The organism is Luteibacter aegosomatissinici (genome assembly GCF_023078495.1).
In the GTDB taxonomy this organism is placed as follows: domain Bacteria; phylum Pseudomonadota; class Gammaproteobacteria; order Xanthomonadales; family Rhodanobacteraceae; genus Luteibacter; species Luteibacter aegosomatissinici.
This window is the reverse complement of record NZ_CP095742.1, coordinates 3,624,379-3,640,427: the sequence shown is the minus strand read 5'-3', so window position 1 is coordinate 3,640,427 and position 16,049 is coordinate 3,624,379. Positions and strand designations below refer to the sequence as shown.

Here is a 16,049-nt window from a genome sequence, read left to right as displayed (position 1 = left end):
CATAAAAAAGGGCCGCCCGATGGGCGGCCCTTTCATGTCCAGCGTGCGATGAATTACAGGCTGAAGTCGTACTGGACCATCAGGCGCAGGTAACGCGGCGTCTGGTAGTACGTCGGCACACGGTACGTCGTGCCGTAGTAGTTCGAATCCGAACCGTTCTCGCCGATCTCGTTGATGGCGGTCTTCTTGTCGTTGTTGAACAGGTTGATCACGTCCAGCTGCACCGTCACGCCCTTGGCGTAAGCCGGGGTGTAGACGACGTTCGGGCTGAGCGACCAGTTCCACGGCAGGCGCTTGGCCGTGCCGCGCGACGAGATCTTGCCATCGCAGTAGAAGAACTCCGAGTTGTAGCTCGGGATACCGCCCACGGTCTCGTCGCCGCCGCCGAAGCAGCTGGTCGGACGACCGGATTCAAGCAGGCCATTTACGCCAACCTGCCATTCCGGGGTGATGCGCCAGCCGCCGTACACCTTGAAGCTGTGGCGACGATCGTTCGGCAGGTAGCCGGTCGCGCCGACCATCAGTTCCGGGTAATCGAACGCGCTGGTGGTGCCGGTATCGTCCTGGCCGTTATCCGACTTCACCAGGCCTTCCGTGTTGCCACGGTTCTTCGACCAGGTGTACGACGCATTGACGTACCAGTTATCGGTGGCCTTCTCAGCCGACAGGGTGACGGCTTCGTACGTGCGCTTGGCCTTCTCGCCGAACGCCTTGCCCGGGATGGTGACGTTGCGCAGCACGCCGCTGCCATCCAGGTCGACATCAACCGAGACCTTGCTGCCCGGGTTGTAGATGAAGCAGCCCGGCATCGAGGACGGCGGGGTGAACTGGTCGCCGTTGGCGTCCATGTCCAGGCCGATCGACTTGCCGTACGCGTAGAACGGACGCCAGTCGCAGGTGTCGTCGATAGCGTTGTTGAGCTTGCGGTAGGTTGCCTTGGCGCCGACCACCCAGTCGTTCAGGAAGTCGTTGTCGCTGGTGATGCGGTGCTGGATACCCAGGATGAATTCATCCTGCGAGTACGGCTTCAGGTCCTTCGTGGCGACCGAGCGCGGATCCGGGGTGGAACCGTTCTCGCCGTTCACGATCGACTTGTCGGTCAGCGGTGCGCCGAGGGTCGGCACGCCGGTCACCGGATCAATGGCCGAGTACGAGAAGTTCTGGATCGTGTAGTACGACGCCGTGGCGGCGCGCAGGGCGACGTTCGCGGCGATCGGCAGCGAGTAGCGGCCGGCGGTACCGAAGATCTTGGTGCTCGAATCGCCGAACACGTCGTACGAGAAGCCCAGGCGCGGCTGCCAGATGTTGCCCTGGCGGACGAAGTTCTCGGCAGCGCCGTTCTTGTTGTTGAACGAGTCGTTGCGCACGCCGATGTAGGCGAGGAACTTGTCGGTCACCTGCCAGTTGTCCTGCAGGTACCACGACTTCTGGTCGATCGAAACCGAACCACCGGTGCGGTAGTTGTATTCCGAGACGTAGTCCTGGCCCGCCGCATTCGTGCGGTAGTAGTACAGCGCGCCACCGGCGTAGCTCTGGCCGGCGTCCGAGCTCCACTTCTCGCGCGAGAAGCCGCCCGACAGATCGTGGTCGCCCACCTTCCAGTCGAGGTCGACGCGGTACGCGGTACGCTGGTCTTCGCCATTGAAGCGATCGATGGTGCTGGCCAGGTAGCACGAGTGGACCGGATCGGTCAGGCCGCTCTGCGTGCTGCTGCGGCGATCGATCACGTACGGGCAACCCTGGTTCGGGCTGTTGATGTTGCCGTCGTACTTGGTGACGGTGCCATCGGCCGAGGTGTAGTCCGAGGAGTTCTTGGACTTCATCTTGCCCCACTGCGCGGTGGCAGTCAGGTCATCGGTGATGTAGCTGGTGTACTTGAACACGTTGACCGCACCGCCCGTCTTGACGTGGCGGTCGCCCAGGTAATCGGTGGTGTACGGCTTGCCGTCAGCGCCAATTTCCTGGTTGTAGTACTGGTTGGTCGTGTGCTTGGTATTGTTCATCCCCGTCCATTCGAGGATGTTCGAGTCATTGATGTTCCAGTCCATCTTGATGAGATAGAACGGATCACTGTACTCGTTGCGCTCAGCCGGCTTCGACGAGGTCGCTTCCTGGTAACCGGTGGTGGTTTCCTTGTGCGACTGGAAGATGCCGTAGAAGAACAGCTTGTCCTTGATCAGCGCGCCACCCAGCCAGGCCGAGTACACGTTGTCGTTATCGCTGTTCTTCTGGTAGGTGCGGTAAAGGTTACCGTCCTTCGTGTAGGTGGTCGGCTGCTGCTCGCGGCCCCAGGCCGGGGTGTAAACCCACGATGCGCCACCCTTCCATTCGTTGGTGCCACGCTTGGTGATCACCGAGGTCACGCCGCCGGTCGAGAAACCGTACTGCGCGCCGTAGCCGCCGGTCTGCACGTCGAGCTGCTGGATGGCCTGGAACGGCACTTCCGAGAACGACAGGTTGTTGTACAGGTTGGTGACGTTGAAACCGTTGACGTAGTAGCTGTTCTCGGCGACCGAGGCGCCACCGAACGACGGCAGGTTGCCGAACGCGGAGTCACCCTTCACGGTACCCGGGGTCAGTGCGGCCACGTCGACGACGTTGCGCGGCACCGGCAGCTTGTCGAGCTTGTCGGCGGTGAAGCTGGTGCGCGACTCGACCGAGGCCACGTCGATGGCGGAGAGGGCGTTGGCCGACACCGTCACGGTATCAAGGGCCTGCGCGCTGGTGGCGCCGCCATTGGCCGACGCGAAGTTCAGCTGGGCCGACTGGCCAGCGACGACGTTGATATCACGGGTCGAAACGGTGGCGCCGTTCTCGATCACGTTCACGCGGTAGCTGCCGATCGGCAGCGACGAGGCGCGGTAGTGGCCGTCTGCATCGGCGGTGACGGTGCGCGACGCGCCCGAGCCGAGGTTCTGGATCTGGATGGTCTGCGAGGCCGAGGCCGTACCGTAGATGTCGCCAACGGTGCTCTGCGCGAAGGCGGTACCGGCCAGCAGGCAGGCGCCGAGCGCGGAAACGAGCGCAGTGCGCTTCAACACGCGGGAGCGCGTGAGCAGGGTGGTGCTTGTCATGAGGTCAAAAACTCCCTGGCCCTGCATTTTCAGCAAGGCTGAACAGCTTGTAGTAGCGCCGTGGGACGGCACTCGGTTGTGGGTGTGTGAGGTAAACGGCGTGGGGACACCGACGTCGCGCCAACCCCTGGGCGAATGGCGACGTAACACGAACATAACGCCGTCGTCATGCGACTGCAAGCATTTGCGGCATTTCGTGCACAAACAACCGGATATCGTGACTTACTGCGACAGTGCGCAAGATGAGAGTGGTTCTCAGGTGGCGCGATCGGATTCCTCAGAAGCGCTGCTGATAGCCGATGTAGAAATACCGGTCGATATCAAACGCCGGGTTATACGGCGGGCTGCCACCGCCCGCGCTGGCCACGTTGTAATAGAACGGCCCCTTGCGCGCGAAGACGTTGTTGATGCCTACGCGCACGTTGCCGTTCCACGGCGTCGCCCAGCGGAACTGCAGGTCGTTGAACGCCACGCCACCCTTGCGGCTCACGCCGGTGACGCCGCTGATCACGTTCAACGTATCCGGCTGGTTGCACTCCACCGTGGTGGACCAGCATGAATCCTTCAGCCCGGAGTAGTAGCGCACGGTCCACGTCGCGCCGAACTGCTTCCAGCCCCAGTCGAGCGAGAGGTTGGAGCGCACGCGATACAGCCCCTGCACGCCATTCATGTAGCCGGCGAGCTGGCGCGGCTCGGCGCTGGCGCTGCTGCGCTGCGTGTAGTCCTTCAGGTAAGTGCTATCGGATAGCACCGTGAATTCGCCGAAGCGCGTCTGCGGGAAGCGGTAGTGCATGCCGAGGTCGTAGCCCTCGGTGCGCAGCGAACCCAGGTTCACCAGGCTCTCATCGAGCGAGGTGATGCGACCATCTGCCGCACGCGCGAAGCGCCCGCAGTAGGTGGGATCGTTGCGGACGTAACAGAAGTTGAGGATATCGCCGGCCAGGACCGGGGTGATGACGTCGCGGATGTCGACCTTGTAGTAATCCAGGGTGACATCGAGCCCATCGACGTACATGGGGCTGTAGACCAGGCCCGCCGTGCGCGTGATGGACGATTCCGGCTTCAGGTGCGGATTGGCACCGGTACGGAATGCTGAAGGGTTCTGGCCACCCGTGTTCGAGGTGATTTGCGCGCCCGACTGATCCACCTGGCGGTAGTTTGCCGGCACGCCGGCAGCGGCGCAGCGCGAGCGGACGGCGGCATCCGTGGCGGAAGCACCAAAGGCGCTATCGCAGGGATCGAGGAAGCTCTCGAAGCTCTCCGCCGAGCCACCGTACAGGTCGGACACCGTGGGGGCACGGAAACCCTGCGCGTAGGTGCCACGCAGCAAAAGGTCGTCCAGCGGCTTCCAGCGGAAGCTGTACTTGTTATTCGTGCGGCCGCCAAACGCCGTGTAATGCGAATAGCGCGACGAGGCATTGACCGCGAGTTCCTGCGCCAACGGCAGGTCGGCGAGGAGCGGCACATCGAACTCGAGGTAGGCCTCGTTGGCGATATAGCCGCCAGCGGTCGGATCGCTTGCCAACTGCGTGGTCAGGCCCGCCGAATCCGCCGCGTCGGGGGTGTAGCGGCCGTTTTCACTGCGATGCTCCAGGCCGCCAGCGACACGCAGCGTGCCTGCCGGCAGATCGAACAGCCCGCCCGTGAGGTTGGCGATGACATCGTTGGTGCGCGTGGTTTCGTGCGCCGTGGTGGTCGACGTCACGTAGTTCCATACCGCATCCGGCGTGCCGCCAGGGCCCGCCAGGATATTCCAGGGCACGCAGCCCGCCGCGCGGTCGGCCGCGTCCGCGCATGCCACCTGGCCATCGATCGTCGTGGTTGGGCCCAGCGCCGTGCGGGCGTTCACCAGGTTGATGTTGCCGCTGGTGGTCCGGCTGGCCCGGTCCTCGGAGTAGGCATACGTGACGTCCCAGCTCCAGGTGTGGTCGCCCCACAGGAACGTGCCTTCCAGGCCCGTATCGGCATGGAACACCTTCGACTTGGCCCAGTCCATGCGCGGCACTTCCACCGTGCGGCGGAAGAACGAAGTGTCGTAACCAGGGAAGGGGTTGTACGCGTTGCCTGGATCAATCGTCAGGCCATCGGCGCGGCCCGTGGCGCTTTGCAACGGGTAACCGGCCGCCTGGCTGCGCGTATCGCGCACACCATAGTTGGCCATGCCGCGCCAGGTGATGTCGTCGGTAACGTTGTAGCGCCCCGTGGCGAACAGGTTGCGCAGCTTGCTGCCCGCGCGGAAGGTCATGTCGCGCTGGGTGTTGTATTTGTCCGCCGTGCTGTCGACGTCGTACGGATGGTAGTTCGCCAGGTTGGCGCTATCGGTCGCGCCGTGGTTGATCACATAGCGGTTGGGTACCCAACTGCCATCCGCCGCGTAGTTGCCGGCGCCCGCGGTGCCCGCGGCGCGCGGATCCACGACGCCACCATAGGCGCCCATGTTGTAACCATCGAGCGGATGGCGGGGGCCGTAGGCCGTGCTGGTCAGCGTTCGCTTGTCGTCATCCAGCGAATCACCGTCCTCGTAGCTGGCGCCCAGGATGATCGATGAGCGCTCGGTGCTGCGGCCCCAGGTGAAGTTGCCATTCTTCTGGGCACCATCGCCCTTGCCGTTCACGCCATAGAGCACGTCGGCCGACGCGCCTTCGAAGCGATCGGTCGTGATGATGTTCACGACGCCGCCAATGGCATCCGAGCCGTAGATCGAGGAGGCGCCATCCTTCAGGACTTCAATGCGCTCGACGATCGACACCGGGATGGTCGACAGATCCGTGAGGCCACCCAGGCTGGTCGTCCAGCGGCGGCCATTCACCAGCACCAGGGTGCGCACGGCGCCGAGGTTACGCAGGTTGGCGTAACGGCCGCCCGCGTCGTTGCTGGAAGAGAGGGTGTCCTGCGGCGTGACCTCGGGCGTGCCGGCCGAGGGCATGCGCGCCACGATATCGCCCAGGCTCGTGAGGCCCGTGGCGCGGATGGCGGCACGGTCCATGGTGAAGACGGGCTGGGCGGTTTCGACATCGATGCCGCGGATGCGCGAGCCGGTGACGGTCACATTGACCGGGGCAAGCATCTCGGCAGGCGAGCTGGCGTCCTGGGCGAGCAGGTGGCCGGGCGCAAGGCAGCCGAGCAGGGCGACGGCAAGCACCGCCCGCCGCGCCGCGACGTGGCGCTTATGCCCACTACTGACGACCATACCCCGACAACCTCCCGATCCCCACCAGGCACCACCCGGGCCCAGCGATCACGCGAACATAACGCTTGCGGGCGCAAGGGGCAACCGCCGGGGGTCACGGCGGCTGCCCCGTGGCCATCAGGTCAGGGAGCGGCCGCCTTGCCCGCTGCGCCATCGCCGATGTTACGGTCCAGGAACGCGGCCATCTTGTTGAAGAACTCCTCGATGTTCTCCGGCTTGACGAAGCCGTGCTTTTCGCCCGACTTGGTCAGCGTCTCGTACGGCTTGTGCGCCGCGTCCAGCGCCGCCTTCATGGCCTTGAACTGGGCGAACGGGGCGCGCTCGTCATCCTCGCCGTGCACCAGCAGGATAGGCAGGTTCAGCTTATCGGCATTGCGGGCCGGCGAATTGGCAATGAGCATGGCCTGGTCGGTGCCCAGGGTCAGCTCCAGATAGCCGCGCCCGCGCTTGTTTTCCTGCACATCACCCTTGTCGTACTGCATGGGCAGGTCATAGACCCCGGCGTAGCCGACGGCGCACTTGAACATGCCCGGCTCCCGGATCGGCGCCATCAGGGCGGAGTAGCCGCCGAAGCTGCCACCGAAGACGCAAACCCGCGAGGCATCGGCAAACTTCTCATTGATGGCCCACTTCACGCCATCGATCAGGTCATCCTGGAGCAGGGTGCCCCACTTTTTGTAGCCCTCTTCGCTGAAATCGTGGCCCCGGCCGCTGGAACCATGGAAATTCACCTGCAGCACCAGGTAACCGCGGCTGGCCAGGAATTGCGCCGTATCGTCGTAGCCCCACGAATCCTGTTCCATGAAGGGGCCTCCGTGCGGCATCAGCACCATGGGCAGGTTGGTTTCGGGCTTGCCCTTGGGGAACGTTAGGATGGCTTCCAGTTCTTCGCCGTTACGCGCCTTGAAGTGAAGCGGCCGACGCTCCGCCATCCTGGCTGGGTCGATCCACGGGGCGACCGTGTACAGGGCGCTGACCTTGAAGGTCTTCGTATTGATCAGCATGACGCGGCCCGGGTCACGGTCGCTCCACACCGTGAACATCAGTTCGCTTCCATCCTCGCTGAAGGAGTTGAAATTCACCGCGTAGCCCGGGAATTTCTGCGAGATGGCCATATGCAGCTTGGCGGTGGGGTCCTGCGGATCGACATAGGTGACCGTCGGCAGGCCGGTTTCCGCGCGCGTGGCGAACGGACGTGCCGGCTGCGCCGTCCAGAGCCCGGTGGAGGACACGTCGCTGAACGCATCCTTGCGGATGATGCGGACGTTGCCGCCATCCTCATCCTGCTCCACCAGCGCGCCACCGATGCCATTGGGGCTGTATTCGGCGTACATGCGCTTGCTGCCGGCGACCTGCGCGAGCGGCGTGAACCGCTTGTGCTCGCTATCCATGTCCACCTTGGCCCAGCCGCCATTGGTGTCGCGGCGGTACACCACCCACTTGTGATCGGTATTCACGCCGTAAGTGAAGCGCGGCGTGCCTTCCGGATCGACCATGAAGGTCATGTAGCCAATGCCGATGTCGGCCATCTGTCGGCGTGCGCTGCTCTTCGCGTCCACGTCGTACAAGGTGCTGCGATCCTGGTTTTCCCAGGAGACGCTGCGCATGTAGAAGTGCCCGTTCGATTGCGGCGGTTTGCCATCCAGATAGCCCCAGCCGCGATCCAGTGCGCGCGTGCCGGTGCGCTTGCCGACAGCTTCGAAGCCATAAAGGTAATCCGGGTTCTTGCCGTCGATATCCACGGCCATCAGCTCGCCCGTGTACGTCTTGTTGCCGATGGAGCCATCGATCTTGCCGCGGGCGACCACGAGGCGCGTATTGCTGGTCCACATGACATCCGCCGGCAGTTCATAGGGCGGCATGCGGATCAGGGTGATCGGCTTGCTCATATCCGTGATCGCAAAAATCGCCAGGCCGTGCGTTTTTCCGTCCGGATCGTGGTAGGCCACGGACACGTGCTGACCATCGGGCGAGAGCAGCGGATCGGTGATCGGTGCGTGCCGGGCGAAATCGGCGGTCGGGATCAGGTCCGTGGCGGTGGCGGCACTGGCGCAGCCGGCCAGGCACAGCGCGGCCAGCAACGGCCGGGCAAGGCGGTTCATCATCTTGGTACTCCCCTGGAAAAGCTCCCTTGCCGCCATCCCCCCGGACGGCGGTCCGGATGGCTCTATAGCTCACCTGCGCCGTCTTCACAAGGCGGCATGCCGCAAGCCGGGGCGGTACACTTGGGGATCGCCCCTTTGCGTGCCCCTCCATGGCCTCTCCGTTTGTCGTCCACTTCGAACCCGTTGCCTTCCACGTTGGCCCGGTGCAGGTCCACTGGTACGGTTTGATGTACCTCGGGGGGTTCCTGGGTGGCTGGGCGCTGGGTGAATACCGCCGCCGCCAGGGGCGCCTGCCGGTGAACTCCGACCGGTTCAGCGACCTGATGTTCTACGCCATGATGGGCGTGGTGCTGGGCGGCCGTATCGGCTACATGCTGTTCTATACCGCCATCAACTGGATCTGGACCGACCCGCTGGCCATCTTCCGCGTGTGGGATGGCGGCATGTCGTTCCACGGCGGCCTGCTGGGTGTGCTGGTGGCCGGCCTGTGGTGGTCACGGCGCAACGGCGTCAAGTTCTTCGACACCATGGATTTCGTGGCGCCACTGGTGCCGCTCGGCCTCGGCCTTGGCCGCCTGGGCAACTTCATCAATGGCGAACTGTGGGGCAAGCCTACCGATCTGCCCATCGGCATGATCTTCCCGCACGCGCCGGATATGCTGCCGCGCCACCCGAACCCCCTGTATGAGTTCACCCTGGAAGGCGTGGTGATGTTCACCGTGCTGTGGGTGTTCTCGATGAAACCGCGCCCGCGCTACGCGGTATCCGGCCTGTTCGCGCTGCTTTACGGCGTGTTCCGCTTCACCATCGAATTCGTGCGCGTGCCCGATGCGCAGCTGGGTTACCTGGCCTTTGGCTGGGTCACCATGGGCCAGATCCTTTCGCTGCCGCTGATCGCCCTGGGCATCCTCTGGCTGCTGATGTCGCGCCGCGCGCCCTACGCGCCGGTCGCAGCGCCCACCGCTACCGCTACGTGATATCGTCCTTCGCCATGCAGCCCTATCTCGAACTGCTCCGCCACGTCCTTGAGCACGGCGCCGATAAGGCCGACCGCACCGGTACCGGCACGCGCAGCGTGTTCGGCTGGCAGATGCGCTACGACCTGGCGAAGGGTTTCCCGCTCGTCACCACCAAGAAGCTGCACCTGCGCTCGATCATCCACGAGCTGATCTGGTTCCTGCAGGGCGATACGAACATCGCTTACCTGAAGGAAAACGGCGTCAGCATCTGGGATGAGTGGGCCGATGCCAACGGCGACCTCGGTCCGGTGTACGGCCGCCAGTGGCGTGCGTGGCCCACGGCCGATGGCAAGGTGGTCGACCAGATCGCCTGGGTGGTGGAAGAGATTAAGCGCAACCCGGATTCGCGCCGCCTCATCGTTTCCGCCTGGAACGTGGGCGAGCTGCCGAAGATGGCGCTGATGCCGTGCCACACCATGTTCCAGTTCTACGTGGCGAACGGAAAGCTCTCGTGCCAGCTGTACCAGCGCTCGGGCGATATCTTCCTCGGCATCCCGTTCAACATCGCCAGCTACGCACTGCTGACCCACATGATCGCCCAGGTCACCGGGCTGGAGGTCGGCGACTTCGTCCACACGCTGGGCGATGCGCACCTGTATTCGAACCATATCGAGCAGGCGCAGAAGCAGCTCGCCCGCGAACCGCGTGCGCTACCGAAGCTGGTGTTGAATCCGGAAGTGAAGAACATCTTCGGCTTCCGCTTCGAGGATGTGTCGATCGTGGATTACGATCCGCACCCGGCGATCAAGGCGCCTGTTGCCGTCTAACGCAGCGCGGGCCCTGTAGGAGCGTGCTTGCACGCGATCGGGGCTTGCCGAACCATTGCATCGCGCGCAAGCGCGCTCCTACCGGGGGGCATGCAGGTAATTTGTCGGCCATGCTTTCCAGCCGGGTCACCGCCGAACCGGGCAAATCAGGACGTAGCGGGCGAATTGGGTTCAGGCGGCAGCACTTCACCGATGATGCGCAGCGCGTTCAACGTCCGCGGGTAGCCGATGAGTGGCAGCAGGTGGGTCATCACATCGATCAGCACGGCGCGGCCGTTGCCTGCACGCGCGTTCGCCGCGACATGTGCCTTGAGTTGCGGTTCACAGCCACCAAGCGAGGCGAGGATGGCGAGCGTGAGCAGTTCGCGTGTGGGCACACTCAGGCCCACGCGGGCAACATGGTCGCCGAAACAATTCGCGGAGAGAAGCTTCTGGATGTGGAGCAGATCCGCCGGCGCAGTGGCGTACATCGTGTCGATGGTCTCAGCGCCCACGATGTCCTTCTGCAGGGCGATGCCCTTCGCGTGTCGATCAGACGTCGTAACGGTCGCGTAGCCTTCGTGCCGCATCGGCAGGCTGTTCCGGGCGAGGAAGCTATTCAGTATATCGAGCGCTTCCAGTGCCTTGCCCATGCCAGCGTAAGGCACGGCCTGGTAAATCACCTCCTTGAATGTCGCCGCCTCAAGGCCGGCGGCAAGGGCAGCGTCCAGTAGAAGGGTAAGCTGGCGCATGCTGCCGATCGCCACCATGGCGCCTGATTGCACGACGAACTGCGCCGTTGCGTCCATGTGTGATGAAGCATCGATATCTTCGGCGACGCGCATCACAATCTGCGCCAAATCGGGGTCGGTGGCCTCGAGAGCCGAATGCATCGTTTGGATCAGTGGATTCATGCGTAGTCTCGCCGTTGGTTCGAAGTCCGGCGTTTCGGTGTCAGGGATTCACGTTTTAGCAGCACAGGGCTTGAGAATTAAGCCCGTCAACAGGGATGGTCCTATGAAACATCCGCATGAATGCCTCGCATGACGAGATCAACCAGGTGTAGGAGCGCGCTCGCCACAACCCTACATCGCGTGTTCGCGTACCCGCAGCGATGTGCCTTCAATCATGGTGGCTAACGCCTACAGACAAGGCGAAATGCTTTTGCTAGGGTCTGTTTGTCGCCTCGCCGGTCGCAAGGTCCGAGGCGACGCACCGCATGGCGGTGAAGTCGCGAGCCAGGTGTGCTGGAACACACCTGACCCGCTAACCATAACTAACTGAAAGGAAGTTAATCATGGCTGTTGTTGATCATACGGCACACGCCCGCCCGCCGGATCCCCCCGGCGGCATCTCATCGGTTAACGGGCCGCCTGCATAAGCCGCAGGCGCGGTTGAAGAACCGCTGCGACAGCCGTTTTTGAGGCAATTCTTGATCGAATGAGGCAGGCATCGCGCCTGGCAAGCCTCACGGGCAGTTGTCGCTGCAAACCACTTCATCAATCAAGCCGCCTGGCGCCCGGACACGGGCCGCCGGTGAACCCGCGATCCTATGGTCCGTGGCATGGCAGGTCGTATTGACTGTCGTGCCACGTTAGAACGCGTGGCGGCGGCTGCAGGGAGAAAGCGAATGAATGCATCTGAAGAGAACCTGGCGCCCCTTAACGCAGGCGCTGCCATCGAGAACGAACCCACCGTCCATGAGCTGTTGAACGAAGCCACACTCTGGCTCCAATACGCGCGTGGCGTCACGAGCACATTGGCTGATCTGGTTCACGAAGCCGATAGCGTGGATTACAAGCAGTTGGGCCTTTCCCTTGAGGCCGTGGCCGCCATGACGCAGGCGGGGGTGGAGCGTGTAGGGAGGGCGCATGCGCGCTGGGCATGGGACCAGGCTGATCGCCGCTAGCCAAACGGTCACGTCGACGCCACTTGTCCGAAGTTGCCGCGAGGCGCCAACCGTCTCGTAAAACAGACGGTGCGGATTGCGCGGGCCCATCGCGTGCAAGCACGCTCCTACAGGTTAGTTGCGTAGCACCCAGCGTTCGCTGGCGATTGGCTGCGGCGCGGTAAGGTCATCCAGCGGGAAGGCCACCAGCGCCGTGGGTGCGATGCGCAGCACGGCACCGGGTTGCAGCGAAAGGCGGCCGAGGTCTTCGCTGGCTACATCCACTTCAAGCGTCTGGTCGATCTCGGCCACATGGATATCCAGGTGGGCCACGCTGCCTGCGAGATACACATGGCGCAGGCGTGCTTCCCAGGCGGGCGCGTCGGCAGGGGGCGACAGTGACAGGTGCTCGGGCCGCACATAGGCCACGGCGCGCTTGAACCTGCCGTGTGATGTGGCCGCTGGCGTGGACCAGCCGCCGGCGACCCACATGCCATCGTGGCGCAAGAGCGGAATGCGGTTGGTGCGCCCGATGAACTCACAGACGAACGGTGTCGCCGGATCCTGGTAGATCGCATGCGGCGGCCCGACCTGTTCGATGCGGCCCTTGTTCATGACAACAAGCCGGTCGGCAAGCTCCAGCGCTTCTTCCTGGTCGTGGGTCACGAACACGGTCGTGAGTCCCATGTCCTCATGCAGTTCGCGCAGCCAGCGGCGGAGTGCCGTGCGCACCTGCGCATCGAGCGCGCCGAAGGGCTCATCCAGCAGTAATACATCCGGTTCGATAGCCAATGCGCGGGCAAGCGCGACACGCTGGCGCTGGCCACCCGAAAGCTGGCTAGGGTAGCGGTCACCCAGTTCACCCAACTGCACGCGCTTCAGCAGGGTGTCGACCCGTGCGCGAATATCGCTTCGCGACGGCCTGCGTCGCCGGGGCCGTACGCGCAGGCCGAACGCCACGTTCTCACGTACGGTCAGGTGGCGGAACAACGCGTAGTGCTGGAAAACCAGCCCGACGTTGCGCTCGCGCGCCGAAGCAGCGAGGAAATCCTGTCCGTTCTGGGTGACGGTTCCCGAATCGGGGTAATCGAGTCCGGCGAGGATACGCAGCAGCGTCGTCTTGCCCGAGCCCGATGGTCCGACCAGCGCAAGGAACTCGCCATCGGCAATATCAAGGCTGACATCGTCCAGGGCGGCGAGGTCATTGAACTGGCGGGTAAGCCGTTGCAAGGCAAGTGTCATCAGCAGTTCTCAGCGGCGCCGTGGCGCCGTAGCGTCCATGTCGTTGTGGTAGCGCCATTCCAGGAAGGATTTCACCGCCAGGGTGACCAGGGCCAGCAAGGCGAGCAGGCTGGCGATGGCGAAGGCGCCGACGTAGTTGTACTCGTTGTAGCGCATCTCGACTTCGAGCGGCATGGTGGTCGTCAGGCCACGGATATGACCGGAGACGACGGACACGGCGCCGAATTCACCCATGGCACGCGCGTTACACAGCAGCACGCCATACAACAGCGCCCAGCGGATATTCGGCAGCGTGACCCGGAAAAACGTCTGTAGGCCGCTGGCGCCGAGCACGCGGGCCGCTTCCTCTTCCTCGCTGCCCTGGGCCTGCATCAGGGGGATGAGCTCGCGTGCGACGAACGGTAGTGTGATGAATATGGTGGCGAGGATCAGGCCGGGCACGGCAAAGATGACCTGGATGTCATGCGCCGCGAACCACGGCCCGAACCAGCCTTGTGCGCCGAACATGAGGACGAACAGCAGGCCCGAGACCACCGGCGAAACCGATAGCGGCAAATCGATAAACGCACCGAGCAGGGCCTTGCCGCGGAACTCGAAACGGGTCATCGCCCATGCCGCCGCGATGCCGAAGACGACGTTGAGCGGCACGCTGATCACCGCGACCAGCAAGGTAAGGCGGATGGCGGCGATGGCTTCTGCCTGGTCCAGGCTATCAAGGAAAGCATGCGCGCCCTGGCGAAGCGCCTCGACGAATACGGATGCCAGTGGCACCACCAGGAACAGGCACAGGAACAGGCTGGCCAGCAGGATGATGAGCCCGCGGCCCAGCCGCCTGACGAGCCCGGCGCGGCGCTTGTCGATACGTGCTTTCACGCCGCTGCCTCCGCCCAGCGCCGGGTCCACCGCTGTACGACAGACACCAGCACCAGCAAGGCCAGCGAGAACAGGAGCATCACGATGCCGAGTGCCGACGCACCGGCGTAATCGAACTCTTCCAGCTTCTGCACGATCAGCAGGGGTGCAATCTCCGAGCGCAGGGGAATGTTTCCGGCGATGAAGATCACCGAGCCGTATTCACCCACGGCGCGTGCCAGCGCGAGTGCAAAGCCCGTAAGCAATGTAGGCAAGAGCGTAGGCAGGATCACCCGAAGAAAAGTCTGCGCCGCGGTGGCTCCCAGGCTTTCCGCCGCGTCCTCCACTTCCTGTTCCAGCGATTGCAGCACGGGCTGTAGCGTGCGTACCACGAAAGGGAAGCCGACAAACACCATGGCCACCAGCACGCCAAGTGGCGTATACGCCACCTGGATGCCGAGCGGCACCAGCCAGCGACCCAGCCAGCCGTTGGGCGCGTAGATCGCCGTCAGCGCGATACCCGCAACGGCGGTGGGCAGGGCGAACGGCAGGTCGATGAGCGCATCGAGCACGCGGCGCCCGGGGAAGCGGTAACGCACCAGCGCCCACGTCACGGCCAGCCCAACGACCACGTTGACGCAAGCAGCGACCAGCGCGCCGCCGAAGCTGAGCTTCAACGCCGCCTGCGTGCGTGGTGACGAGAGCAGACGCAGGATGCCACTGAACCCGACATCCGATGCCTTCCACGCCAACGCGGCCAACGGCAGAAGGACAATCAGCCCCAGGTAGGCGACGGCATAGCCAAGGCTCAACCCGAAGCCGGGCAATACACGCCGCCGCATACTCAGTTGCCCGGCCCGATCTGGTCGAAGAGGGCGCCTTCGGCAAAGAACTTCGCCTGTGCCTTGCGCCAGTCACCGAATACGTCGTTGAGGGTGAACGTGTTCACCTTGGGGAACTGCGCGGCATACTTCGCCGCCACGTCGGCCGAGCGTGGCCGGTAGAAGTTGCGCGCCTCGATATCCTGCGCCTGTGGCGAGTACAGGAATTTCAGATACGCATCGGCGACATCGCGCGTTCCGTGGGCCGCCGCATTCTTGTCGACAACGGCGACAGGCGGTTCGGCGACGATCGTCACCGAGGGAATGACGATCTCAAACTGGTCGCCACCCGGGCCCTGCTTGGCGAGCAGCGCTTCGTTTTCCCACGCGACAAGCACATCGCCGATACCGCGCTGGGCGAAGGTGTTGGTTGCCCCGCGTGCGCCGGTATCCAGGACGGGGACATGCTGGAACAGCGTTTTTACGTAGGCTTTGGCCGTATCGTCATTACCGCCGGGCTGCTTTAGGGCGTAGCCCCACGCCGCGAGGAAATTCCAGCGCGCGCCGCCTGATGTCTTCGGGTTGGGCGTGATGACCTGGACGCCATTCTTGACCAGGTCACCCCAGTCGTGGATGGCCTTCGGGTTGCCCTTGCGTACAAGGAAGACGATGGTGGAGGTGTAGGGAGAGGCGTTATCAGGCAGGCGTGATTGCCAGTCCTTGCCGAGCAGCCCCCGGTCGGCCACGGCATCGATGTCGTAGGCCAGCGCCAGGGTCACGACATCAGCAGGCAATCCGTCCACAACGGCACGGGCCTGCTTGCCAGAGCCACCGTGCGACATCTGGATGGTGACGCTATCGCCATGCTTTGCTTTCCAGTCGGCGGCAAAGGCGGTGTTGATACCCTTGTAAAGCTCGCGGGTAGGGTCGTACGAGACATTCAGTAGCGTGATGTCCTTCGCCATCACCGGCAGCGCCACGACGGCGGCCGCGAGGGATAGCAGGGTAGGGCGCAGCTTCATCGCCATGTTCCTTGCTCGGAAGGGTTGGGGCCTTGGGGGAGTATCGATGAAGCGGGCTGGCATGTCAGCACGGCGTGAAATGACCAGGGA

Annotated in this window: 11 protein-coding genes; 3 read left to right on the top strand and 8 right to left on the bottom strand. The window is 63.7% G+C overall.

Annotation, left to right across the window (positions count from 1 at the left end; all coding sequences use genetic code 11):
- Positions 1 to 53: 53 nt before the first annotated feature.
- The 3 genes from L2Y97_RS16355 to L2Y97_RS16340 form a co-directional block, all read right to left on the bottom strand.
- Positions 54 to 3,074, bottom strand: coding sequence for a TonB-dependent receptor (locus tag L2Y97_RS16355; protein ID WP_247428663.1), 3,021 nt, complete (start codon positions 3,072 to 3,074; stop codon positions 54 to 56).
- Between the two features lie 277 nt (positions 3,075 to 3,351).
- Positions 3,352 to 6,264 carry a TonB-dependent receptor domain-containing protein gene (locus L2Y97_RS22430; RefSeq protein WP_283248282.1) on the bottom strand — a complete coding sequence of 971 codons (2,913 nt, stop codon included), beginning with the start codon at positions 6,262 to 6,264 and terminating at the stop codon, positions 3,352 to 3,354.
- 122 nt (positions 6,265 to 6,386) lie between these two features.
- Positions 6,387 to 8,369 carry an alpha/beta hydrolase family protein gene (locus tag L2Y97_RS16340; protein WP_247428661.1) on the bottom strand — a complete coding sequence of 661 codons (1,983 nt, stop codon included), beginning with the start codon at positions 8,367 to 8,369 and terminating at the stop codon, positions 6,387 to 6,389.
- Positions 8,370 to 8,518: 149 nt separating this feature from the next.
- On the opposite strand from L2Y97_RS16340, the gene lgt reads away from it, so the two are divergent.
- On the top strand, positions 8,519 to 9,346 hold the full coding sequence (gene lgt / locus L2Y97_RS16335; RefSeq protein ID WP_247428659.1) for a prolipoprotein diacylglyceryl transferase: 828 nt from the start codon (positions 8,519 to 8,521) through the stop codon (positions 9,344 to 9,346).
- Positions 9,347 to 9,360: 14 nt separating this feature from the next.
- A complete protein-coding gene (locus L2Y97_RS16330; RefSeq protein WP_247428657.1) occupies positions 9,361 to 10,155 on the top strand; it encodes a thymidylate synthase in 795 nt (264 codons plus the stop codon).
- Between the two features lie 146 nt (positions 10,156 to 10,301).
- Here the strand turns inward: L2Y97_RS16330 and L2Y97_RS16325 are convergent, their stop codons facing one another.
- Entirely contained in the window at positions 10,302 to 11,048 is a 747-nt protein-coding gene (locus tag L2Y97_RS16325; protein ID WP_247428654.1) for a carboxymuconolactone decarboxylase family protein, read from the bottom strand.
- A gap of 716 nt (positions 11,049 to 11,764) precedes the next feature.
- On the opposite strand from L2Y97_RS16325, the gene L2Y97_RS16320 reads away from it, so the two are divergent.
- Positions 11,765 to 12,043 (top strand): hypothetical protein, encoded by a 279-nt coding sequence (locus L2Y97_RS16320; RefSeq protein ID WP_247428652.1) that lies wholly within the window; start codon positions 11,765 to 11,767, stop codon positions 12,041 to 12,043.
- A gap of 114 nt (positions 12,044 to 12,157) precedes the next feature.
- On the opposite strand, the gene L2Y97_RS16315 is transcribed toward L2Y97_RS16320, so the two are convergent.
- The 4 genes from L2Y97_RS16315 to L2Y97_RS16300 are packed head-to-tail and all read right to left on the bottom strand — an operon-like array spanning position 12,158 to position 15,959.
- Positions 12,158 to 13,264, bottom strand: coding sequence for a sulfate/molybdate ABC transporter ATP-binding protein (locus tag L2Y97_RS16315; RefSeq protein WP_247428649.1), 1,107 nt, complete (start codon positions 13,262 to 13,264; stop codon positions 12,158 to 12,160).
- A gap of 9 nt (positions 13,265 to 13,273) precedes the next feature.
- Positions 13,274 to 14,137 carry a sulfate ABC transporter permease subunit CysW gene (gene cysW, locus L2Y97_RS16310; protein ID WP_247428645.1) on the bottom strand — a complete coding sequence of 288 codons (864 nt, stop codon included), beginning with the start codon at positions 14,135 to 14,137 and terminating at the stop codon, positions 13,274 to 13,276.
- Complete coding sequence (gene cysT, locus L2Y97_RS16305) at positions 14,134 to 14,958, bottom strand: sulfate ABC transporter permease subunit CysT (protein WP_247428643.1); 825 nt, start codon at positions 14,956 to 14,958, stop codon at positions 14,134 to 14,136. The genes cysW and cysT overlap by 4 nt, the downstream gene beginning before the upstream one ends.
- A 2-nt stretch (positions 14,959 to 14,960) precedes the next feature.
- Positions 14,961 to 15,959, bottom strand: a complete 999-nt coding sequence (locus tag L2Y97_RS16300) for a sulfate ABC transporter substrate-binding protein (protein ID WP_247428640.1) — start codon at positions 15,957 to 15,959, stop codon at positions 14,961 to 14,963.
- Between the last annotated feature and the right edge of the window lie 90 nt (positions 15,960 to 16,049).